Source organism: Paenibacillus sp. J22FR5, assembly GCF_059691975.1.
Genome location: NZ_JCAUAN010000033.1, coordinates 47,021 through 70,283 on the forward strand (window position 1 = coordinate 47,021; position 23,263 = coordinate 70,283).

General features: G+C 45.5%; 18 protein-coding genes. 5 read left to right on the plus strand and 13 right to left on the minus strand.

Annotated elements, in window-relative coordinates:
* The first annotated feature begins 2 nt into the window (after positions 1–2).
* Positions 3–941 carry an aldo/keto reductase gene (locus AC58P7_RS27975; RefSeq protein ID WP_497348881.1) on the plus strand — a complete coding sequence of 313 codons (939 nt, stop codon included), beginning with the start codon at positions 3–5 and terminating at the stop codon, positions 939–941.
* A 577-nt stretch (positions 942–1,518) separates the two neighbouring features.
* Here the strand turns inward: AC58P7_RS27975 and AC58P7_RS27980 are convergent.
* The 4 genes from AC58P7_RS27980 to AC58P7_RS27995 all read right to left on the minus strand — a co-directional run bounded on the left by AC58P7_RS27980 (position 1,519) and on the right by AC58P7_RS27995 (position 6,397).
* Positions 1,519–3,246, minus strand: coding sequence for a glycoside hydrolase family 66 protein (locus tag AC58P7_RS27980; protein WP_497348883.1), 1,728 nt, complete (start codon positions 3,244–3,246; stop codon positions 1,519–1,521).
* Complete coding sequence (locus AC58P7_RS27985; RefSeq protein ID WP_497348885.1) at positions 3,243–4,064, minus strand: carbohydrate ABC transporter permease; 822 nt, start codon at positions 4,062–4,064, stop codon at positions 3,243–3,245. Before AC58P7_RS27985 ends, AC58P7_RS27980 begins: the two co-directional genes overlap by 4 nt.
* Positions 4,065–4,076: 12 nt before the next feature.
* Positions 4,077–4,955: a carbohydrate ABC transporter permease gene (locus AC58P7_RS27990; protein WP_497348886.1), complete on the minus strand. Its 879-nt coding sequence runs from the start codon at positions 4,953–4,955 to the stop codon at positions 4,077–4,079.
* 92 nt (positions 4,956–5,047) lie between these two features.
* Positions 5,048–6,397: an ABC transporter substrate-binding protein gene (locus AC58P7_RS27995; RefSeq protein WP_497348888.1), complete on the minus strand. Its 1,350-nt coding sequence runs from the start codon at positions 6,395–6,397 to the stop codon at positions 5,048–5,050.
* A 213-nt stretch (positions 6,398–6,610) separates the two neighbouring features.
* Here AC58P7_RS27995 and AC58P7_RS28000 point away from each other — a divergent pair, with 213 nt between their 5' ends.
* Positions 6,611–6,997, plus strand: a complete 387-nt coding sequence (locus tag AC58P7_RS28000; protein ID WP_497348890.1) for a hypothetical protein — start codon at positions 6,611–6,613, stop codon at positions 6,995–6,997.
* Between the two features lie 142 nt (positions 6,998–7,139).
* Positions 7,140–7,742: a c-type cytochrome gene (locus AC58P7_RS28005; RefSeq protein ID WP_497348892.1), complete on the plus strand. Its 603-nt coding sequence runs from the start codon at positions 7,140–7,142 to the stop codon at positions 7,740–7,742.
* 620 nt (positions 7,743–8,362) lie between these two features.
* On the opposite strand, the gene AC58P7_RS28010 is transcribed toward AC58P7_RS28005, so the two are convergent.
* Positions 8,363–10,147, minus strand: coding sequence for a sensor histidine kinase (locus AC58P7_RS28010; protein ID WP_497348894.1), 1,785 nt, complete (start codon positions 10,145–10,147; stop codon positions 8,363–8,365).
* 313 nt (positions 10,148–10,460) lie between these two features.
* Here AC58P7_RS28010 and AC58P7_RS28015 point away from each other — a divergent pair, with 313 nt between their 5' ends.
* On the plus strand, positions 10,461–12,101 hold the full coding sequence (locus tag AC58P7_RS28015) for a response regulator (RefSeq protein ID WP_497348896.1): 1,641 nt from the start codon (positions 10,461–10,463) through the stop codon (positions 12,099–12,101).
* A gap of 132 nt (positions 12,102–12,233) precedes the next feature.
* The gene (locus tag AC58P7_RS28020; RefSeq protein WP_497348898.1) at positions 12,234–12,989 is read left to right on the plus strand and encodes a DeoR/GlpR family DNA-binding transcription regulator; all 756 of its coding nucleotides are present in this window, start codon (positions 12,234–12,236) and stop codon (positions 12,987–12,989) included.
* 142 nt (positions 12,990–13,131) lie between these two features.
* Here the strand turns inward: AC58P7_RS28020 and AC58P7_RS28025 are convergent, their stop codons facing one another.
* The 8 genes from AC58P7_RS28025 to AC58P7_RS28060 all read right to left on the minus strand — a co-directional run bounded on the left by AC58P7_RS28025 (position 13,132) and on the right by AC58P7_RS28060 (position 22,536).
* Positions 13,132–14,394, minus strand: coding sequence for an MFS transporter (locus AC58P7_RS28025; RefSeq protein ID WP_497348900.1), 1,263 nt, complete (start codon positions 14,392–14,394; stop codon positions 13,132–13,134).
* 154 nt (positions 14,395–14,548) lie between these two features.
* Entirely contained in the window at positions 14,549–15,355 is an 807-nt protein-coding gene (locus tag AC58P7_RS28030) for a glycoside hydrolase family 3 N-terminal domain-containing protein (RefSeq protein ID WP_497348916.1), read from the minus strand.
* Positions 15,356–15,497: 142 nt separating this feature from the next.
* Positions 15,498–16,313 (minus strand): carbohydrate ABC transporter permease, encoded by an 816-nt coding sequence (locus AC58P7_RS28035; RefSeq protein ID WP_497348902.1) that lies wholly within the window; start codon positions 16,311–16,313, stop codon positions 15,498–15,500.
* A complete protein-coding gene (locus tag AC58P7_RS28040) occupies positions 16,310–17,194 on the minus strand; it encodes a carbohydrate ABC transporter permease (protein WP_497348904.1) in 885 nt (294 codons plus the stop codon). Before AC58P7_RS28040 ends, AC58P7_RS28035 begins: the two co-directional genes overlap by 4 nt.
* 14 nt (positions 17,195–17,208) lie before the next feature.
* Complete coding sequence (locus AC58P7_RS28045; protein WP_497348906.1) at positions 17,209–18,558, minus strand: extracellular solute-binding protein; 1,350 nt, start codon at positions 18,556–18,558, stop codon at positions 17,209–17,211.
* A 94-nt stretch (positions 18,559–18,652) separates the two neighbouring features.
* On the minus strand, positions 18,653–20,251 hold the full coding sequence (locus AC58P7_RS28050; protein ID WP_497348908.1) for a response regulator: 1,599 nt from the start codon (positions 20,249–20,251) through the stop codon (positions 18,653–18,655).
* Positions 20,248–22,062 carry a cache domain-containing sensor histidine kinase gene (locus tag AC58P7_RS28055; RefSeq protein ID WP_497348910.1) on the minus strand — a complete coding sequence of 605 codons (1,815 nt, stop codon included), beginning with the start codon at positions 22,060–22,062 and terminating at the stop codon, positions 20,248–20,250. The genes AC58P7_RS28050 and AC58P7_RS28055 overlap by 4 nt, the downstream gene beginning before the upstream one ends.
* A gap of 33 nt (positions 22,063–22,095) precedes the next feature.
* The gene (locus AC58P7_RS28060; protein WP_497348912.1) at positions 22,096–22,536 is read right to left on the minus strand and encodes an OsmC family protein; all 441 of its coding nucleotides are present in this window, start codon (positions 22,534–22,536) and stop codon (positions 22,096–22,098) included.
* Between the last annotated feature and the right edge of the window lie 727 nt (positions 22,537–23,263).

The following is a 23,263-nucleotide window of genomic DNA, read 5'->3' on the forward strand; positions in this document are numbered from 1 at the left end:
ATATGAATCACATTCAGATTAAAGGATTGGATAAACCAGTATCCAAACTGGTTATGGGATCAGATTTCTTCACATTGAACAATGGTCACGAAGTTAGCGAAATTCTCCACCACTATCTAGCCATTGGAGGGAATACGATTGATTCCGCTCACATCTATTGCGGGGGGCAAAGCGAGCAAGCCTTAGGCATTTGGCTGGAGGAAACGGGTAAAAGAGAAGAAATGGTGCTATTCACCAAAGGCGCTCATCATGATCAGAATGGCCCTCGCGTGAATCCTGAAGCGATTCGCCATGATCTGATGACAAGTCTTGAGCGGATGCGTACGGATTACATCGATTTGTACGGTCTGCATCGTGATGACCCTGCAACACCTGTTGGTATCATTGTCGAAGCACTGAATGAGCATCTGGAAGCAGGACGTATTCGCGCTTTTGGCGGCTCCAACTGGACCCATCAGCGTCTGCAGGAAGCGAACGAGTACGCCGCTCAACATGGCCTTGTAGGCTTTAGCTTCAGCTCGCCAAATCTTAGTCTCGCAAAGCCCAACGAGCCTTTCTGGTCTGGCTGCGTGTCGGCAGATGCGGAGGCCTTGCGCTGGTACGAAGAGCAGCAGTTTCCGCTGCTATCCTGGTCTTCGCAGGCGCGCGGCTTCTTCACCGGCCGGTTCTCGACGGAGAACCGGGACAATGCCGATCTCGTCCGCGTTTTCTACAGCGACGAGAATTGGACGCGGCTACAGCGGGCGCAGCAGCTCGGTCAGGAGAAGGGCGTCAGCGCGATCCAGATTGCGCTGGCTTATGTGCTGAGCCAGCCGTTCCCGGCGTGCGCGCTCATCGGTCCGCGCACAGAGGCGGAGATGGTCTCCTGCCGCGACGGCGCAGAACTTGTGCTGTCGGCGCAGGAGCTAGCCTGGCTTGATTTGACCGGAGCTACGGTGTAGCTCTGGGTAACGGCAAAAGGCTGTCCCAAAAGGTGAAATTAACCTCTAGGGACGGCCTTTTTGTTTAAGGGGATAGACTCACACATATGCTGAAAGCGTGAAAACCATCCATACAGAGGCACGGAAATAATCTGCATGTAATATAACGTTGAAACATCACTAAGCGCCAAAAGTAGGTGCTCCTTTAGGTCATAGATACACAATAGAAGCGGTCAACCACCACTATTTCACTCCTAAGTAGCCAATCATTCCAAAATAAGAGTGGTCAACCACTCTTAAACATCAGTAGAAGGTGGAAATTCAGGGCACATCTGATCAATAGAAGCGGTTGACCACTGCTATTTCACTCCTAAATAGCCAATCCTTTAAAATAAGAGTGGTCAACCACTCTTATCCCTACTCAAAGTGGGCCGCTCCGAAGTAGAAATTGCTCTTTTGAAACAGCCCCTTTTCTTTTAGACCTCAATTGACGCCGAGGCGGAACGTAGATGCGCATTTGTCCGATTTAGTCGGTTTTGCCCCTTTTTCCGCTGAAATAAAAGCTCTAGGTTCCCCATCTCGCCAATAGATCATCAATCTACACCTCCATCTCGACTACCAACAATTCCCAGATCTGCAATTCCGGAATCGTAACCGTCAGGACCTTCCCTTTTTCCCCTGTATGCATGGAATAGTCCACTTCCTGAGGACGTCCCAGATGGCTATCCGGCGACGCCATAAAAACAGACTTTACATCTCCATCTAGCAGTATACTTACCTTAAATGCCTTTTGCGTTAGGGGGAGGTTCTTGCCTTCATTCCATAAATCATCATTATTAGTCAAATTAATGAAGTTAACTGTCTTATATCTCTCGTTTTCTTTAATAATCGTCCAAACCTTCCCCGCTTCACCGTAGGAGCTGCGTGCCAAACCTTCGAACATATATTCGAAATTATCGCCATCTGTGTGCGTCATCGAAACGTCTCGCAAGGAATCATCATGCAGCACATTGGTATAGCGAATGATGAAATCATAATAATCTCGGATTTGCCTCATAAATGCCGGATCCTCCAGCGTAGTATGATCCACATAATAACCTTGTGTCAGCACTCCATTCTTCTCCCCATGAAGGAGATGAGAGCCCCCGTTAGCCGTAATAACGGCCGTTAAGAGGAGCGCCGACACATTAGCTTGCTCAATTGTCTCTGGTGCAGCTTCCTTAAATGGCTTGAGATAAGCAGCCAGAATAACTGGCTTCCCTTGACTGACCAGCTTCGCACGAGAAATGATCCCCTGGATGTGATGGTAACGCTCATAAGGATGCCACACCTCCACATAGATCGCATTTTGCTCCGCCAAACCGACCGTATCCACAGGCCAATTGCCGACATTGTTGAATATGAGGCAAATATCATCCTTGCTCTGTTCGAGTGCCCTTCTCGTGTTATCGATCAATATCGGGAAATGCTCCTGCAGCCGCTCTAATTTCTCAACATCGTTCAGCCGTGATATGGCCGTTTTCGGAAATCCATACGTATCCATGTGGATACCGTCAAAGTCTAGCTGCTCGACGGCTTTGACATACTCCCCAATAATATGTTGGTGCCATGGGGATTCCAGCGAGGTATTCATGATGTAGAAAATATCGATAAATGTATGCACTTTCCCCGTGCTGTCATAAAGTGCCCATTCTGGATGCCTCTCGTAGAATCCCTTATTCGCCGCATACACCGCACCATAGGCCATCGCTTTCATGCCGTACTGATGGCAAAGCGCAATTTTTTCCTTCACAACTCCTATACTGAGATCGCGTCCCATTAAATCACGAAATTCATCCTGTGGCGGAATAAGATCGTCATGCTTATACATCCAGTCGTAAAATTGCACAACATTCAAATGCAGCTTGTTGATATAGTCTACATCCGCCGTAACGCCCGCCTCTGAGGTGTAGAAATCACTCAGAAATCCATAGCGGATGGATTTACGCCAATTGGAAACAACATCGAAGGATGTCGCGTGCTCATCAATCAGAACGCCCTTCTCATAGAGGAATACATCCACCCCGTAGCCGTTACACGCAGCATCCTTAGGGGCAATCGCCAGTTCAATCATCGTTATCCCAGAAGGCTTTGCCACTACATCTCTCGTGTACACCTCCAATTGTTGCTGTAAAAATGTCAGGTTGGTGCCCAAATGGAGCATTAGAGATGCATCAGTGGGATTGGCAATCTCAATGACAATGGTAATGCTCTCATTTCGAATAAACTGTGCCTTCTTCGGGTAGGTATCATGAATATAAGGCTGCGCTGGATTCACTGTGTTCATCCTTTCACCGCTCCTGCGGTTATGCCCTTAATAAAATACTTTTGGAAAATAAGAAACGTAATGACCGCAGGCGATACGCCAATAACCGCTGCCGCTGCCATCAGGTTCCATTGTGCACCATAGCTTTGGAAAAACATGTTGATCGCCAGCGGTACGGTTCTCATGGACTGACTTTGCAGAAAAAATACAGCCTGCCCATAGTTATTCCAGATGGATAAGCCCGAAATAATGACCACAGACGCGGTCACAGGCTTTAGGAAATGGAAGGTGATTCGCCAAAAAGCCGAGAAATACGTACAGCCGTCCATGATAGCCGACTCCTCTACCTCTCGTGGCAGCGCCTTGATGAAGCTGGTGTACAGAAAGATGGCAAGAGGCAGTGAATTGGTTGCAAGCAGTAAAATCATCGCCCAATGCGAGTTAATTCCATGAATGTTTTTCATCAACGTATACAGGGGGACCGTAATGATAATTGCAGGAATCATCATACACAACAGCAACGTCGTATAGATCGCCGAGTTCCACTTGTTTTTAAACCTAGCGATTGAATAGCCCGCCGTACTAGATACGAGAACGATCGCGAGCACCGCTCCCACTGTGATAATGAGAGAATTGATGATCGCGTTGCCTAGCTTCGATGATTTCCAAGCACTGCTAAAATTCTGGAAATGGAAATCCGGAAGGAGATTGATCCCATCAAACATGGTGCGCGATGGCGGATTCAAGGCTAAATATAACAAGACGTAGAAAGGAATAATCGAAAGCAAAGCCATCATGAATACGATTACATATTTACTAATATGGTTGGTTAATTTCATAGGACTGCCCTCTCACATTTCGTACTCTTTCGATTTGGTTGTTCGAAGAAACACATAGACCGGTATGATAATTATGGCGAACAAAATGAGAGCCACTGCTGTCGAATAGCCCGTAAAGCTGCCATATAACATTCGCAGGATATAAATACTTAAGGATTCCGTACTGTAGCCTGGTCCACCGTCCGTGAGTGCTATGATCACGTCAAATACGGAGAGGGAGCCAATGATATTGGTCACGATATTGATTTTGATCGAAGGGTACAACATGGGAATGGTGATATACCGCAAAGTTGCGAGGTAGCTAGCGCCGTCTATTTTGCCTTGTTCGTAGATTTCCTTTGGGATCGATTGAAGTCCAGCTAAGTAGACAACCATCGTGATGCCTACATATTGCCAGACGTTGACCAAAACTAATACTTTTAAAGCCGAAGAGCTGTCACCAAGCCAATCCCCACTCAAAAAGCCAAGATGAAGCTGATTCAGCACATGATACAGAAAGCCCCGCTCAGGTTGAAGAATGAAATACCAGATATAGCCCATAATGAGCGGACTAATTACGGCAGGCAAATAGACAATCGTACGAACGATACTCTTGCCTTTAAATTGACGGTCTAACAGTAACGCATACAAAAAGCCAAAAAGATTCAGCAGCGGAGCGCTCCCTAGTGCGAATAGAACTGTGTTCTTCACATCAGTCATGGCACGATCATCATGAAAAAATGCGATAAAGTTATCCAATCCGATGAACGTGGCTGCCTTGATTCCGTTCGAGTCGGTTAAACTGATGCCTATTCCCTGCGTGAGGGGATATATGAAAAAGAAAGTAAACAACAGAATGGCCGGCAGTGCCATGAATTTATGCAAATGAGTGCTAATTCTACGAAGCAGCATAAGTGTGTTCTCTCCTATCTGATTAATGTGGGAAGAATTCACCCTAGATTCCCGTGAATTCTCCCCCACATTACCTGACTTTGTTTGATGTGCTATTTTTTATTCGTAGCGTTCCAAGCTTTGTCCCATGTAGCTGTGTACTCTTTGGCGAAGTCGATGGATGTTTTATATTTACCTGCCAACAGCTCCTGCACCATTCTTCCCGCATCATCACCGGAGAACCCGGAAGGTGTATCTGTGAATGCAATGTTCACACCGGTTTTCAAGGCAGCTGACGCTTGATCCTTCAGTGGACCCCAGTCTGCGCTCACATCTGTGAAGGAAGGAGGCGTTTTCAAGAATTCACTGTAGGTTTTCAGATTTTCAGGTTTGAAGAGAAAGTCTAAGAAAAGCTTGGCTTCTTGTTTGTGTTTGGAATCTGCTGTGATCGCATATCTGGAATCGTCAGCCGAGATAACCACTGGCTTCGTTCCGTCAATCAGCGCCGGGAATGGGCTAAATCCGATATCGTCCTTCAGATTTGGATTAATTTTGAGTAAATCGCCGAGTACCCACATGCCTTGAGAGATCAAAGCCGTTTTGCCTGCAGCAAACGATTCTTTTTGGTTGTCATAGGTTGCTGTCAGCGCGTCTTTGTTAATCAGACCATCGCTTTTCAATTTGAGCAGTCTTGCCGCAAAGGTATCGATACTGCCGTTAGGCGCATCAAATGCCAATTTGTCTTTCTCATTATTGATGAAAGCTAGACGTGCAGGGTTCACTCCGTATTTCTGCTTCACAACACCATGCGCCATAAACTCAATCAAATGTCCAAGTGTCCATGAATCTTTACCAGCTAAGAACATCGGTGTGATATCTGGTTTCTTGGCTTTGATTGCTTTGAGATTGGACTCGAATTCCGACCAGGTTAGCGCTTCCTTCAAGCCTAGCTCCCCAAACAATTTCTTGTTATAGAAAATACCTGCCATTGTAACGTTGGTCGCTACACGGAACTGCTTCCCTGTCTTCACATCGGTGGACAATTCTTTCACGGATGGTAACACTCTAGACCAGAATGCCTCGCCCGACAGATCTAAATATTTGCCCTGATCGATATAATCCTGTTCAACAACCGTGGTGATATCAGGGACATCTCCGGAGGCAAATTTAACTTTAATGACATTGCTCGCGTCCTTCTGGTATTCCTGTTCAACTTCAATTCCTGGATTTGCTGCGTTAAACTTCTTAATCAGATCATTCATTAACTCAACTGTTTCTACTTTGCCCGTAAAAAATTTCAGCTTCACTTTTTCTTTCGCCGGCGCTGGAGTTGGTGCTGCTGTGGCTGCTGCCGTACTTGCCCCCGGCGTACTGCTAGGCGTTGAACTTCCACTGCTGCATGCCCCTAATGTGGATACGAGTAACGCACTGGCTGCAGCCAACGACAATGATTTTTTAATCACGCTGCTTCCTCCCTTTTATGCTTGCGATGTTTGGTTGCTACAGCTTAATCTTACTTCGATCTGAGCGGCGTTGAATACACCATTTTTTCATGATCATGGTACGGTTTTTTATGCTTTGATGGAAAACCGCTAATCAGCACAGCCGTTGAGCCTGTTACGGCCGCATGGTTCGACTTAGGCGCACTTGCCTATGAAGGGAAATCCGATGTTCGTGTGCTTCCTATACAAGTCAATGTGGGTGCTTACAAAACGATTAATGTGACAACGAACGTGTCCTCTGATCTGTCGCAGTGGAGCAATGTTCCTTATTATCAAGATGTGAAAGCTGATACAGCCTCCACGTCTGCGGATACAGATATCGCAAAGGTGTACGTTTCGAATGACGCAAACAACCTCTATGTCCGTATAAAAAATAAAAGCGGATTATTGCCAGCTTCCGGTGCAACGCCTAAATTCGGGATGTACGTGTATGGAACAGACCTGAAGAACAGCGCAGCTGCGTCCAAATCGACTGGCATTATCCACACTTTCCAGTACGGGAACTGCAGCTACCGGAGACTGGTCCAACCTGAACATTGTGATAGCTCGTCAAAATCCTAGCACATCCGTGTGGTCCGATGACGATTTCCTTTCCATCCACTATAGCGTCATGCTAATTAGGAGAATTGGCATACACCAAGAAAACCAAAATCGTTTATGCTCCGTTACCTTAATTAGAATACACGTTAAGGAGTTGGTAGCTTTGAACAAATGGATGCAAGCAAGCATTTGTGGCATGATCATACTCGCTGCCACGGGGTGCAGCGCGAAAGAAGCCGGGCCGGCGACAGGCTCGCCGGCCGCTGTAATGAACACGCCGTCACCTGTGGCAACGGCGGTGGCAGCATCGCCGACTCCACAGGTGTCGGCAACGATCGTGCCTTCGGCGTCGCCTGTGCCTACGGCAACGGCAAGCCCGGCAGCTGTAGCCAGCGCAGCGCCGCAGCCACAAGCTTCGGCGTCACCTACGCCTTCCTCGCCGAAGCCGACATCAACGCCGTCTCCGGTAAGCGCCACGCCGACGCCGGCGCCGACGCCTTCCGTTAAGCCGCAGGCGACGGTAAGCAGCACGGGCAGCAGCAGTGCAAAAGCCGAGCTGCTGTACAAGGATAATTGCCTAGTCTGTCATGGCGTAGGCTTAGCAGGAGATTACGGTCCGAACCTGACGAAAGTCGGTTCGCGTAAGACCAAGGATCAAATCGTCGCGCAAATTATGAACGGCAAGGTCGAAATGCCCCCTTTCAAAGACACTTTGAAACCGGAGGACATCGAAGCATTAGCAAATTGGCTCTCAGCCCAAAAATAAGTACTAGACCTGGTTCTTATGTGACCAAAATAAACGCACCGTCCTTCTTGGACGGTTGCGTTTATTTTGAATATAACCGACTAACTTCTCGCCCATTGCCACTGCTTCTCACGAATTAGTCGACCACTCTTATTTTAAAGGATTGGCTACTTAGGAGTGGGATAGCGGTGGTTAACCGCTTCTATTGATCAGATGTGCCTTGAATTTATGCCTATAGTTAAGAGTGGTTGACCACTCTTATTTTAAAGGATTGGCTACTTAGGAGTGAAATAGCGGTGGTTAACCGCTTCTATTGATCAGATGTGCCTTGGATTTATGCCTTCTACTGATAGTTAAGAGTGGTTCCGACTAACTTCACACCCACTGCCACTGCTTCTCAAGAATTAGTCGATTTTTTCGACTAACTCAACGACGCCTACCTCATTACTCGTGGTTTTCTCGGCGTTAGGGACGAAGCTGATCTTCTCGAATACTCCGACCGTCTCCTATAAAATTCAAACGCCGCCAGCTCCGACAAATAGGAGATAGCGGCGTTTGCTTCACGCGAAAAATTATTTATATTCACCGGTTAAGGAAAACATCGTGCACTGGGGTAAGCTGCGCTCCCCCCAAACCCTATCCTATTCCTTATGAGAAAGCAATCTCATGTCAGGATCATGTCTAGGAAGTGCAATCGTTACACACGTCCCTTTCTCAGGAATACTGTCAATCGTGAGCCCATACATCGCGCCATATTTCATTTTTATGCGTTTATTCACGTTGACGAGTCCAATACCCGTCCCAGACTTACGGCTATCAACCAGCACTACATCCTGAACATTCAGCTGCTCTACCTTGCTCCTCAGCCTGTCCAACACAGTTGCGTCCATACCCTTGCCGTCATCTTCAATATAAAAGTAAAGCAGCTCATCTTCCACCTTACTTGTGATGGTGATGCTTGTCATTCCTTTCTTCCTTTCGCAACCGTGAATAACTGCGTTTTCTACTGCTGGCTGCAGTAAAAAGGAAGGAATTTGATAATCAAATAACGATTCCTCAATGGAAATGGCATACGTAAGCCTTCCTTCAAAACGACCTTTTTGAATACTGAGATAAGCATGAAGCAAGTTGATCTCCTGCCCAACTGTAATTTCAGTATCCCAAGTTGCCATGCTTCTTAAGAGGCTGCTTAACTTATTGATATGATCCACGGCTTGCTCTTGTTTGCCGCTCTGCATGAGCAGACTGATCATGTTTAAGGTGTTAAATATAAAATGAGGACGGATTTGATTAAATAACGTTGTGATTTGGGCTTCTTTTTGCAGGAAATTCGCTTCATAGACTTCGCCTACAAGTCGCGAGTTTTGTTCAAACATATCCTTAATTCTAAGGATCATCTTATTAAAAGATGAGCTCAAATAGCCAATTTCGTCATTTCTAAGTTCAGGAAACGTGATGGACAAATTACCGCGATTGATCTCTTTTGTCAATTTCACAATGTGTAACAAGGGATTTAAGAATCTTTTGATAAAAAAAATTAGAACCAAGATAGCCAGCAGTGAGGAGAACAAGGCCATTAAGTAGGCTTTATTCCGGGTTTGGGAGGCGTTCTTGTTGAGTTCGGATACAGAATTTATCGCGACAATCGTCCAATTGGAACGGGGAATGGGAACGGCATTCAGCAAATACGATTCGTTGCCTTGTTTGATTTTCGTGTTGGAGATCCCATGACTGTGAATAGTGTTATAGAAATCCTGTTCATTTCCCTCTGAAATATTAGAGAAAATCAGATTTCGGTTGCCATCGATAATAAAAAGTCCACCTCTATCCCCCATCCGAACCTTGTTACAGATCGACTCAATTCCGCTATAATTTGCGTCTACTTTAATGACCCCGATAATTCTCTCCGTATCCTTCGTGCTTCTCAACTGCCTGACAATGGAAAACACTTTTCTCTTCGGGTTCTTAATAATTTGCTGCAGATGTGTCGGAATGAAAATGGATTCACGCGTGGAGTAAGCATTTCTATACCAGTCGAAATTTTTATAATCGATTGTCGTATTGAGATTAATCTGTTCTTTACCACTAGCATAGATATTATCCGTTAACACAAATACGTTCAGAATATCATTTCTAGGTATGATCATGATCTCATCTAGAAAGCTCTCAATAGTTCTCGTTTTATCTAATGTATCTATTTCAGAACCTTCTGTATTTTTTTCTAAGGCAGCCATCACTTCTCGATTCCGATAAGGGGCAACGGACAAACGAGATAAATCATCTAAATAAGAATCAATATTTAACGATACTTGCTCAATAATCTGCTGCACACTATCCGCTGATTGTTTCTCAAAATCACCTGTATATTGAATATAAGAAAGCAGCGATACCACGATGACCGAACAGAGGATAAGCATACCCGTCATGATCAGTAATTTTGACTTAATACTCCAATCCTTATACTTTCTTGGTCGAATATATGGGATCATGAAGAGCACCTCAGTGTCTTAGTGGGTAAATTCGAACCTTACGAGCTATTCTAGTTGTTCTATCAATATATCATATTTTGGGCTAATAGAATGATCATGCCCGCTTCGAAATCGCCTAATTAGACACCGATTTTTTTAGGTAAAGGTGCGATCTTTTTAGGTGCTGACTTTTGCAAAGGAATCCAGAAAGACGCTGTCGAATATCGTGTGAAACAAATTTATTCTCCTATTTTAAATAAGGTGGCGTGCTATGTACAACTTGCTAATTGTTGAAGACGAACCACTGACAAGGGAATATCTGAAGACCAATATTCCCTTTCTTCATGACCAATGGACGGTTACCGCAGAGGCTGCCGATGGATACGAGGCGTGGGAGCTGCTGGTCCACCAACGATTTGATCTTATTATTACCGATATCAAAATGCCCGAGATGGATGGCATTGCGTTGTGCAAGAAGATTTCTGAACAATTCCCACAGCAGAAAGTTGTAATTTTATCCGGACATGACGAATTCTCATTTGCTAAAGAAGCCATTCGGTATGGCGTTCACAGTTACTTATTAAAGCCTTTGGTCAAAGAAGAGTTAATTGCAACGTTTACGAAGATAACCGCTGAGCTCCAGAAAGAAACGAGCGAGGAACTCATTTACCGGACGATGCGGAACGTATCCGAAGACACCAAACAGCAAGTCGTCAAACAATTTCTGAAAGCGGTTGTTTCTGACAGCGCCGTGGAGATAAAAGCCCTTTATCCTTTATTTTACCGCCTAAAGGTCAATCTCATTGAAGCAGAAGCCATGATCATGATCGTGGATTTGGACCAAGAGAAAATTTTGGAACGAGATGTTCCGATAAGTGATATTTCGATTTTCAGATTTATTTTACATAAAGTCACCACAGAGATTGTTGAGGATGCTGGAGCTGAAACCGTGTTTTTTGACGATGATCAAAACACGGTCCTGCTGATCTCTGGTGAAAGCGAAGAGGAGTTGCTGCACAAATGCAGTCTTCTGCACGATAAAATCTACACCGAGATTCAGAAGAATACGGGGATTACCATTGTCAGCGCCACGGGTTCTGCAGAAAGCGATGTGCTTCAACTATTCGCTTCCTACCAGAAAGCACGTAAAATCATGAAAGCCCGGCTTCTTCTTCCTGCCCAATCATTTTTCAGCTACAAGGAAAGCTGTGGCGCCCTGAATGACATCGGCGAGTTGGACAAAGCCATTGCTTCCATCAAGTCCGGGCTGCTCGATAACAACGACATGGCTTGCTTCATGGCCGTTAAAAACTATGTGAGTCTCATCCCACAGCCCCCTACCCATGCTTCCATGATGAAATTCGGTGTTCACCTCATTCGCAGCATAGCCGGAATCCGCTCGGATACACTAAGTGAACTTAGAGAAGCTGCCTTACACAAGCTGAAGGGCTGCATCTTCTCCACCAGAGATGATATTCTTAAGGAAGAAGCCGCGGCACTTTTCAGAGAAATCGTAAAGCAGCTGTCAATGAGCAATCAACCAAGCCCAGATCCTCTGAACGATCAGGATCTTGTTACGCAAGCGAAGGAGTATATTTATGCTCATTATTCAGAACCGCTGAGCCTTGCGCTCATTGCTGAGAAAATCGGTGTTTCCTCCAGCTATTTGAGCAACATTTTCCATAAAAAAATGAACGAGCCTTATATCAAATTTCTCACAAAAATAAGGATGGAGCAGGCGGCTAAGCAGTTGAAGGCCTTACCTTTAGAGAAAGTCTATGATGTTGCGGAAAGGGTCGGCTATCTAAGCGTGAAGCATTTCTCTCATATGTTTAAGCAATATTTCGGAATGCCGCCTGGCGAATTTCAAGAAATGCACACTTCAAGCAAAAATGAGGGCGTAAACGGCTGATACACGCATGATCCGTTGGACGCCCCTCCTTCGCCATGATAAGATATAAAGTAACGTTACTTTTAACCAAATAAGCAGGTTTACATACGATCGTTACTTAGCTTGCCGGACAGGGAGCTGTTAGGGGGTACCATGGGAAAGACTGATGTTCGCCGAGATGCCATCATGCATGCGATTAAAGATAAGGGCTCCATTGCCTTGACGGATATTGTAAAGCAATTCAATGTATCTGAAGCAACAGCAAGACGAGATCTTGAGATTCTTGAACAAGAAAAGCGCTGTATCCGTACTTTTGGCGGTGCCGTTCTTGAAAGCTTGAAAGTTGAGGTCCCCTTCTTTAATAAGATGGAGCTTTATACCGAGGAAAAGAAAGAAATTGCGGACAAGGCACTGCGTTATATTGAAGACGGCGATATTATTGGACTAACTGGCGGAACGACGACGACCTTTATCGCGAAGAAACTGAACCAGTTCAAGAACCTTACTGTTATTACAAATGCGGTAAACATTGCCTACGAGCTCATTGGTACGCCTGGGCTGCAGCTGATTCTGACAGGTGGTGTGATTCGCACACAAACGTTCGAATTATCTGGACCGCTTGCCAACGCAACACTCGATAATCTAAGCATCCGCAAAACGTTCATGGGATGCGATGGCATTTCCCTCTCGCGCGGGATGATGATTTACAATGAGCTTGAAGCGGAGACGAATCGCCGCATGATGAAGCAATCGATGGAAACGTATCTCGTTGCTGATCATTCCAAATTCAGCCGAAGCTCCTTGTTCGTGATCGGTGAGGTGCAGGAAGCCGTCGGTATCATTAGCGATTCCTCCATCACACCCGAGATGAAGCTGGCCTTTAAGGAATCCGGGACACCATTTCTGTAATCCCCTTTGTAATTGCCTATTTCTTCACCAATAGCTTCCTCTCGTTCCATATCTCATTCTGAGGCCTGGCTTCTAGGGGATATAACAAAAACGCGATTTCACTGGCCTTCAAAGCATTGTGATATCGCGTTTTTTATTTTTCTTATTTCAGTTCACTGCTCGGCTGTGGAATTTGCCCAGACTGCATTTTCAAAGATGGCACCATAATACCTACGCCGATAACAAAGAGTAACGCTGACGCAAGGTAGATCGATTCAAGTGAGAATGTCGCCTTGATGGTGCCCGCTAGACTCATTGTAATCACCATCGCCCCCATGAAGAGCGGAGTTAGGATGCCATTCACACGGCCAACGAACGATTCTTCTGTATTTCCAAGGATCAATGTATTAATACCAATTTGGATGGCCGGCATCACAAGACCTGAAATGAACTGCATAGCAAGCGCAAACCAGAATAAGGGAGTCATCCCCATCAAGGCAAAGGTACCCGCACTAACAGCCATACCGATTGTAAGCATCGCCTGTGGAGATATTTTTTTGGAGAAGGCCATTGTTACGCCTCCGCCTACGATCATCGCGACCCCATTTGCCACCATAAACCACTGTAGATTCTCCTTAGCCAAGCCTAGATGCTCAGTTACAAGGAAAATTCCAAGAGGGCTAATTAAGCCAATTGCCAGACCCGCAACAGCGAAACAACCGCCAAGGATCACTAGCATTCTGTTTCTCATTACATAGCGTAAGCCTTGACCCATTTCCGCAAGAATATGCGTAGTCCGCGGCTCCGCGGTCTTCTCTTGTCTAGGATCTGCAGGAAGAAACATGAGAACGACAGCAGAAAGCAGGAAGCATGCTCCCATAATGGCAACGGCGGTTTCAATCCCAAAATGATAGTAAACGAAAGTTCCTAAGATTGGACCCAAAATCATAAAAATTGCCATCATCGATTGAAACATAGACATGCCCATTTGCATTTGGGATTCATGAACGTGCACTTTAAACAGCTTCATCCCGGAAGGTTGCGAGAATTGGGATAGAATTGATGACACCAAGGTGGCAAAGAAGATTGCTTTCCAAGATCCCATATACAACGTAATCAAAATAACGAACACGGAAGCTGCGCTTAAAATGTCACACCAGACCATCGTCAGCTTAGGCCGCCAACGATCCGCGAATGCTCCGCCAATAAAGGAGAAGATAAAGATCGGCGCAAACTCCGCAACGGAAATTAAGGAAACAGAGTAAGGATCATTATTCGTCATGTCCGTCACATAGAGCAGGATCGCAAAGTTACGTATCCAAATCCCGACTTGGAGCAAAAGGCCCGAAAGCATAATCGTTTGTACGAATCGACTGGCAAAAAAAGATTTCATCGTTGGCTCAGCTTGAGCGTTTGAATGACTCATGAGAAAAGAAAACACCCCTTTGTAAATAGATCACTAGTGAAATGCGTGCATTCTTCCTACGTATAAGGAAGCAAAAAAGTTTCACAAGCCTTTCTGATTTTACAAAGAGATGCGGCAAGAAACTAGATAAAATTTCTATATACCTAATTTCTCCTTATTCCTGTCTCCAGCCAATCGGGTATTGCTCTGATAATGTCACAGGTAAACGCCCAACGGCAACTTCACGTCCGAGTAATACATTAGCCAGTGAAACCATTGCTAGCGGACGATTCTCATAGCAGGCATAGTACGTCTTCACTTCAGGGAATTCAAGCAAGTCATATGGATTTCGCCCTGCCGCGACGATGAGGTGCAAATCTTCCTTTTTAGCCAAAGCATTGACCAACGCGGATTGACCGAAGAAGAAGGTTGCATTGTAAGTGACAATAACGACTTGCTCAGCACCTTCACTAACCTTGATCATCTCTGCAATTTCCTCATAGGATGGATTGAGACCTAAGTAAACCTCACGAACAGGCGCTCCAGCCAACTCAGACAGCACACTGCCGAGGGTTCCTTCACGGTCTACGACCTCATCGATCTCCGTACCTGTTTGCACCTCGGTCCATATTACAAGCGTCTTCTCGTTAATCCGGAGAACTTCACCAACTTCATCTTTGACCTTGGTGATGCTTTTACGACTGAGTTCCTTCGCCAGAAGATGATGCTCAGGCGTCGAAATTGGTCCCTCTGGAACCTGCGCTAGTGTATCAAAACGAATTTCCCGCTTATATTTGTATGTCATAATACGAAGTACGGACTCATCGAGACGTGATTCTGGAATTCGACCGCTTTCCACAGCTGCAATGACAGCTTCAATGGCTGCAATCTGACGTTCCAATTCATGGCTAACCAGTAGAATGTCCGCTCCCGCTTCTATTGCGCGAACAGCACCTTCAGCTACCCCTACTCCTTCGGAGATCGCCTATTGCGTAATAGGCGGATTAGGTTCCAGGGAGTCAAAACCGCAGGCAAAAAGTTGACCAACCTTTTGACGTAGCGTAAGGGGCTTATTGTTCGTAATTCCTTCTGATGACATAGGTGCACGCTCCTTGAGTGATTGATTATGTTTTTATATTTTCCATGATGCCTTTTTGCAGGATGAGATACATCACTACAACTGGAATTATACTGATCATGATCGCCGCGCACAGAGAGCCATAATTCATATTCAATTGATCGTAGAAAGCCACCATACTTACTGGGAGCGTCCGGAGCTTTTCTTTGGTCAGAAACAAATTAGCCATAATAAATTCATTCCAGCTTGTCAGGAAGTTCAGCATGAATACGGTGAACAGTGAGGGAATGGAAATCGGCACCATCACTCGCCACAACAGTCCATAGATCGAGAGCCCGTCCATGATGCCCGCTTCTTCCAGTTCATCAGGTATCGACGTTAGGAAGCTACTAACCATGAAAACAGTCCAAGGCAGGCCCAGTGTCACATAAGGCAGAATGAGCGCAAGCGGTGTGTTATACAAATGCAAGCTCCTAAGAAGCATATACAAGGGGACAAGTAAGGAAGCCGCAGGCACTAGAAGTGCAAGAATCAGGATCCTTTTCAGAACCAGGCTTAACCTTGGAAAAGACATGCGAGTTAGCGCATAAGCGGTAGCAGTCCCCAGAACCAGCGAAACAATCGCTGAAACGGTCGAATTGACCACACTATTCATGAAATATTGACCCACATGCGCGCCCGTCCAGGCATTCAAGTAATTGGATAGCGAGAGCTCTGTCGGGAGGGACCATGGTGCTGTTATAATTTCTTTATTTGTTTTGAAGGAAGAGTTCAGCGTCCACAGAAGTGGGAATAAAATCAACCCCATATAGATCATTAATATCAGATGAGGAACGATACGACGCAGGAGATTCCCTCTCAAAATCGCACCTCCTCCGGTTTTCTAGTGAGCCAGCCAAACAGTGACGTCAGCATGGCTGTAAAGAGGAGGATCAACACAGCAATGCTGTTCGCATAGCCGTATTCGCCGATACGATAAGCTTTTTTTATCATATAGGATGCCATAACCTCAGTAATACCATAAGGATTTCCACCTGTCATCACGACAACGATATCCATGGCTTTCATGCCGCCTGTGATGGATAAGAGCATCATGACGAAGATAACAGGCCTCAGCAGCGGCAAAATGATCGACCATGCCTGCCTTATGCTTCCCGCGCCATCGATTTGGGCGGCTTCCACCAGATGTTTGGGAATGGCATAGATGGCGGATACCACCAGCACCACATAGAAACCCATCCATTGCCACGCATTGGTGATCAAAACAGCGAGCATCGCCGTCGCACCATCTGCAAGCCAAACATGCTGCCAGGCGGATAAACCGATGGCTTGTAAGGCTTGGTTTAGCAGACCTGCTTGCGGATGATAAATAAATTCCCAGATTACGCCAACGACTGCTGTGGAGAGAATCGTTGGAAGAAAGATGAGGGTTTTATAAAAACCGATCCAACGCTTAATATTACTCACCAGCAAGGCTATGCCTAGAATAATAGGGATCTGAATCCCTATCGAAAAACCAATGAAGTACATATTATTACGCACAGCAATCCAGAAATAAGGATCTTGAAATGCGGTGATGAAATTGGTGAGCCCATTAAACCTTGCCGAGGAAATACCATTCCACTCCGTAAAACCATAACGCAATGACATCCCCATCGGATAGATGAAAAAAATCGCGAAGACGAGCAGAGTCGGCAAGGTAAAGAGCGTATACGCCCATGCATTTCTTCCCATTTTGTTCATATGACATCCTACTACTATTTGGTATGGGTTTCTTCTTTATTCGAAGCCTCCTGCTGCTTCTGTAAATCAGCCATGAGTGAAGCCGGATCTGTCCTTCCGCCTAGCAGCTCCTGCATACCTCGTTCAAGTCTTTCCCGAACTTTCGTTTGAATGCGGGAGTCGAAAGCAGGGAATGTTCCTTTACTATTCGCAAACACATTCAAAATTTCCGTGATCAATGGATTTACTTGACTCGTATCCTGCAGCTTCATTGCCGGAGGCATGCCTTCTTCGACCAATTGCCGTTTTTGCATGGAATCCGTATACATTTGTTTAATAAATTCCTTGATTGCCATTAATTGCTCTGGCGTGACTTTTTGCGAGAAGCCGTAGGCATTCGACCAGCCGCCATTGATATAGTCATCCCCAGGCCCCCCCATCGCTGGGAAGTTCATGAAGCCTACATCATGTGTGATCATGGATTTCTCAGGATCTAAGAGCGGTGTATTAGCCCAGCTGCCATCGAACATGAAAGCTGCGCTACCACTGCTGAATGTGTTTTGCTGTTCCGCATAGGCAAGCGCGAGACTGCCATCCTGGAAAAAGTCTTTCTGAATGAGAGATTGATACTGTTCAAAAGCTTTCAATACGTCCGGATCCGTCCAATGCTTGCTTCCATTCAAAAAACCTTCAATTGAATCAGCCCCTGCCGTGCGCACCCACATCGTATTAATCATCATATTAATAACCCATGAATCCTTAGCCGCCATCGCAAATGGGGTGATGTTGGCAGCTTTCAACTTCGTGGCAGCGGCTATGAGCTCGTCCCAGGTCTGGGGAACCTTGATCCCCTGATCGGCCAAAATCCTTTTGTTATAGTACAGGCCTTCTACATAGCCTGCCATGGGAATTCCGTATATTTTTCCATTTACTGTAAACTCATCAAAACTGTAAAACTTATCCGATAAGCCAAGCTCTTGAAGAATCGGCGTGAGATCCAGCAATCGATTCGCCTTCACATAGTCTTTGGTATCCGTGCCCCCGAATAGGTCAAAGATTTCTGGCGGGTTGCCAGCAACCATTTCAGCTCGCAGTTTTTCGAAGCGATTGACCTTATCCTCAACACCATCTAATGTGATCGTCAAGCCTGGCACCTTTGCTTCGGTCGATTTAACAACCTCTTGCAGCATCGCCAGTCGTTTCTTCTGCGTATCCTTCACCTGAGTATGCCGAATTGTCAGCAGAATAGGCCCCTTATTCGGCGTCCCTTGTCCACTGCTTGCACCGCCTTGTGGCGTAGGTTTATCCGACAGCATACTGCATGCGCTCAACATGAAACTGAGGGCCACGGCGCCTGTTTTCCAAATAAACGTTCGTTTTATCATCTACCTGGATCTCCTTTAAGCTTACCATTTAAGTATAAATGAACATTTGTACGTACTAAAGACAGACAAATTCCTTATCTAGGGGCAAATTCCTCTAGTTCCCTTCCTTCCGTTTGTCACGGTACTCCGAAGGAATTTCGCCGGTAAACTTCTGAAATACTTTGGTAAAATAGCGTCGTTCAATGTAACCCACCGATTTTCCGATGTCCGTAATGCTTTTGTCACTGTGCAGCAACAGAGATTTCGCCTGCTCCATTCGATGCTTCGTGACATACTCCACAAAGGTTTCTCCGAAATGTTGTTTAAATAACAGACTGAAGTAGCTAGAGCTAATCCCTAGGCTGCTCGCAATATCCTCAATACCGAAATCGGTCGAATAATTCATTCGGATATATTCCTTGGCCGCAGCCATCAATAGCTCACTATTTTTCTTCTTGTTCGTCCCCTCTAGCCCAAGGGATACAAGCTGTACCATAACCTGCAGCAAATGCGGGATACTTTCGCTTTTATCCAGCTCGCGCCAAATCTGTTCTTCCTCATGACTATCGATGGCGTTCATCTCACGCAGCTCTCGCAGTACATGCAGAATCAAATAATGCAGCATCTGAAAAGCTCTGGCAAAAGAACTGTCCGATAAGCCTTCCAGCAGCATCTTTAGTCGATCCAGCGCATCCTCGGTTTGGAGTCGGTTTAGTTGCTTAAGACCAGTTACAATTTCCTCTACCAAAAACCAGAGCGAGCTATTCGCGTCCGCAGACTCCTTCGATTCTTTGTAAGGAAGCACGGATTGATGCTTATCTAAATTCAACTGCATGTATCGCTGCAGCTTTCTGTAAGTATCCGCCAGTTGTTGCAATCCTACTGGCTCAGGGAAATAGCCCAAGCTAATGCCCAGTTTAACCGATTGAAGAACATTTTGTTGCAGCTTAGCTGCTAAGTCACATAACTTCGATTCTACGGACTCGTGTGCTGCCTCCTCCCACGCTATGAGCAGCGACCATTCCCCTTCACGCATCTGAAGAAAGGTGAACTGTGAGTTCTCGTCCGCTAATGAATCATTCAGCACATTCCGCACAGCGAAGTTCCATAGTTTACGTTCTTGCTCCGACCAAGGCAGCGACTTCTGAGAGTAATTATCCACGTCAATAATCACACATACATATCTCAGTGTTTCCAAATCCCCTTGATCAATAGGCAGCTGGGTATTCGCAGTGATATCCGTATAGTCCATCATGATATCCTGCAAAATCTTCTCGTAGGCCAGGCTTCTGATTTTGCCCCACTTTAAGAGCTCCTCTTGCTGATTCTGCTTTTTGGCACGTATTTCTACGGCCAGCTTTCGAATGGAGTTTTCTAGCTCTTCGTAATGGATCGGCTTTAGGATATAATCGCTTACCCCCACTCTCAGAAGCGAGCGCACATATTCGAAATCCTGATACCCCGTCACCATCAACACCGTGCAGTCCTCATTGATTTCCCGAAGCTTATGGATAAACGTGATGCCATCCATGTGCGGCATCCGAATATCACTCATCACGATGTCCGGGATATGCTGAACACAGAGTTCCAAGGCTTCAAGCCCGTTTCTGGCAGTGCCTACAATATCGATTTCGAGCTCTTCCCAAGGAATGACCGCCTGTAAATTACGTAAAATATTAGGCTCATCATCCGCCAATATGGCCTTCAACCTCATTGGATATCCCTCTTCCTTTTCGGAATTACAACCTTCATCGTCGTACCCTGACCTTCTTGCGAACAAATAAACATCCCATAATGCTCGCCATATTGAATCCGGACCCGATCAGCAACATTACTTACACCAAGCCCTCTACGTTCTTCATTCGACTCCAGAATCTCATGAAAAGGCGTCTCCAGCTCTGTTTTATAATGAAATTTCGCTAGCTTCTCATTACTAATTCCGACGCCGTTATCGGTGACGTACAGTCCAATACGCTCCCCTTCATCGACTACCTTAATCTTAATGAGACCCATGTAATCGATCGGTTCAAAACCATGCTGCAAGCTGTTCTCGACCAAAGGCTGAAGCGTCAGCTTCAAAATATCCTCTTGGAGCAGTTCAGGCGGCGCCTCGATCTCATATTGAAATTGATCCTCAAAGCGGAATTCCTGGATTTCCAAATAGCTGCGCAAATGCTCAAACTCCTGCTTCAGCGTAATCTCTTCCCTGTTTTCCATTCCGATCCTCAACAAATTCCCGAGGCGGACAACCATTTGACTGACTTTCTTCCCTTGGTTTTGGATCGCTAGTACATTGATCGACTCGAGCGTATTAAAAAGAAAATGCGGCTTAATTTGCGCTTGCAGCAGCATGAGTTCCGCCTTGTTTTTGCGGTCCTGCTGACGCTTCACCTCTTCAAGAAGATCCTCGACACGCACGACCAAGCTGTTGAATCCCCTTGCCAGGGCAGTGGTTTCGTCTTTGCCGATCACTTCCATTCGTGTAGTCAGGTCGCCCCGCTCCACTTTTTTCATTGAGGACAGCATGCGCAGGATCAATTGAATGATGCGTCTTACAAAGACAAGGTTATACACCAGTGCGAAGAACAAACAAATAAACGTAATTCCCGCTACGAGCTTCATAATCGTCTCAATTTCCCCTGCGACATATTTCCATGAGGTCACGGACACGACGCTCCAGTCCTGAACACCCATCTGATTAATGTTCAAATGGTATAGGGAAATGAGGCTTTTTTCATTTTGAAAATTGGCCTGGAAGCTGTAATTGCCCAGTCCAAGATCTAATTTCCCTTGCGTTAATTGAAGGACATTTGCGCCTTCTAAGCTTTGTTTATTATCGTAGAAAATAAGTCCATTTTTGTTGACGAGCAGATAGCGTTTAGAGCTTTGCTCATTCGTATTGAAGGATTTGAAAATCTGATCCAGCTCATTAAATTTAAATTTCAACAGCATATAACCAAGGTTATCCATGGTCCAAAAATCCTTCACCATTCGCGCTTGATAAAATTCGCCGCGGCCTGAGCCGAACTCCTTGAACTCGGAGGGACCTATCCAAAGAGGACTGCCATTCAACTCCTGAATATGCTGAAAAGCCATGCTTTGCTGAATCGTTACCCACGGAATCGCGCTGCCGCTTGTCCGCCCCGCGCTAAACGATTTACCCACATTGTTATAAATGACGACTGATTGTATGGGGGAGTACGTCAAAATAGAGCCGCGAAGCAGCGTATCAAAGGTATTCAAATCGTATGAGGAGAGCGCTTCATCACCCGGCTTAACCGTATCAATCGTACGATAAATGCCTTGAATGCTATCTTTCACCATCCAGAAATCAGAGAAATAGTTCGCTTCTTTGAACATGTAATAAATATTACGTGAGATCGCTTGCAGTGTAACTTCAGTTAAATCACCATATTTTTTCTCAATTAGCTGCTGAGAGACCGTGTAAACCGCTGACCCTAGGACGAATAAAGGGATGATAATGAAAAGTAAAAACCCGATAAATACTTTTTTGTTCAAATTCATCGCTGCGCTGCTCTCCTTCCAGATCGAATCAGACTATCTGACTTCCTTTATTTCTGGCTCAACGCTTACGTTCACATTGCCTCGCAACGCTTTACTAATCATACAGGTTTGTTCCGCACGGAATGCTGCTTTACTAATTTTATCCAATTGCTCTTGGGTAATATGAGGTGGCACATAGATGAGTGGACGGTGAATGATCGCGTTCACTTTCATTGCAGGTCTGTTCTGGACGTAGATGTCCGAATGGAGCTCCAGGGATATGATGCCTGCTCGCTGAAGCAGCGTGCCGAGCGTTATAATGTAACAGGTTGCCGCGGCACCTAGCAGCATTTCTTCGGGATTTGACCCAACACCGGGACCGTCAAATTCACTTGGCACGGAAATCGGTGTCGTGAGGCATCCCGCCTGAATGTGGCCCGTTCCATCTAGACCGCCTGTCCATGTTGCTCTGAGCTCAAAGCGATGTTCGGTCATCGGTTTTACGCCTCTTTTCACTATGTAGTAGCTCGATATTTGGAGCCTTAATATTCGATAACAAACCTTTGGTTGATTTGTTTTTATTGTAAAGGAAGTAGGCAGGATTCACCAGCAATTTGACGAAATCTGTCACAAAAATGCAAATAGGAAGATTCCATCATAATAAATTACAAAATAAAAAATCGTTCCCGCACCTAATCAGCACGAAAACGATCTATCTACTTTCAATTGATCTCTATGAAATTGCGTAATTCATGTGTTGGAATCAAAACAATGAAAGCCCTACCTCTCTTTCATCCTTGCGGCTCCAATGACCGCGCCAGTGCGAATTGCGTTACAAACACTTACTGCCGAAACACTTACGTTGCCTCGGGTTTACCATAAATGAGCTGATGGACTGCGCATTGGGAGAAAAACAAACAAGGAGAGGGGGTTACTTTCTTCTCGCTAATCGTTCGTGTGGGGTAAATGAGGCTAAATATGAAGTGTTTATATGGTTTCATTTCAATCAACTTTAATATTATATAACAATTGTATATGTGTGTCAATACGGGGGTGATATACGGGTGATTATACAGAAAGGGAACGACGATGCGTTATTCGAGCTTTTATCGTCCTTTTGGGACTTAAGCGGAACGTCAGTGCGCTATTTCAGTTGATCTGCTCAAATTTGGTCATTATCGTATAGAATAAGGCATCCTCGTTCCCCTTGATCTCATTTTCG

Coding starts and splice junctions, on each gene's coding strand:
- AC58P7_RS27975 (WP_497348881.1), top strand. CDS start 3: ATGAATCACATTCAGATTAAAGGATTGGATAAACCAGTATCCAAACTG.
- AC58P7_RS27980 (WP_497348883.1), bottom strand. CDS start 3,246: ATGAACACAGTGAATCCAGCGCAGCCTTATATTCATGATACCTACCCG.
- AC58P7_RS27985 (WP_497348885.1), bottom strand. CDS start 4,064: ATGAAATTAACCAACCATATTAGTAAATATGTAATCGTATTCATGATG.
- AC58P7_RS27990 (WP_497348886.1), bottom strand. CDS start 4,955: ATGCTGCTTCGTAGAATTAGCACTCATTTGCATAAATTCATGGCACTG.
- AC58P7_RS28010 (WP_497348894.1), bottom strand. CDS start 10,147: ATGACGGGTATGCTTATCCTCTGTTCGGTCATCGTGGTATCGCTGCTT.
- AC58P7_RS28015 (WP_497348896.1), top strand. CDS start 10,461: ATGTACAACTTGCTAATTGTTGAAGACGAACCACTGACAAGGGAATAT.
- AC58P7_RS28020 (WP_497348898.1), top strand. CDS start 12,234: ATGGGAAAGACTGATGTTCGCCGAGATGCCATCATGCATGCGATTAAA.
- AC58P7_RS28025 (WP_497348900.1), bottom strand. CDS start 14,394: ATGAGTCATTCAAACGCTCAAGCTGAGCCAACGATGAAATCTTTTTTT.
- AC58P7_RS28040 (WP_497348904.1), bottom strand. CDS start 17,194: ATGAACAAAATGGGAAGAAATGCATGGGCGTATACGCTCTTTACCTTG.
- AC58P7_RS28045 (WP_497348906.1), bottom strand. CDS start 18,558: ATGATAAAACGAACGTTTATTTGGAAAACAGGCGCCGTGGCCCTCAGT.
- AC58P7_RS28050 (WP_497348908.1), bottom strand. CDS start 20,251: ATGAGGTTGAAGGCCATATTGGCGGATGATGAGCCTAATATTTTACGT.
- AC58P7_RS28055 (WP_497348910.1), bottom strand. CDS start 22,062: ATGAATTTGAACAAAAAAGTATTTATCGGGTTTTTACTTTTCATTATC.
- AC58P7_RS28060 (WP_497348912.1), bottom strand. CDS start 22,536: ATGACCGAACATCGCTTTGAGCTCAGAGCAACATGGACAGGCGGTCTA.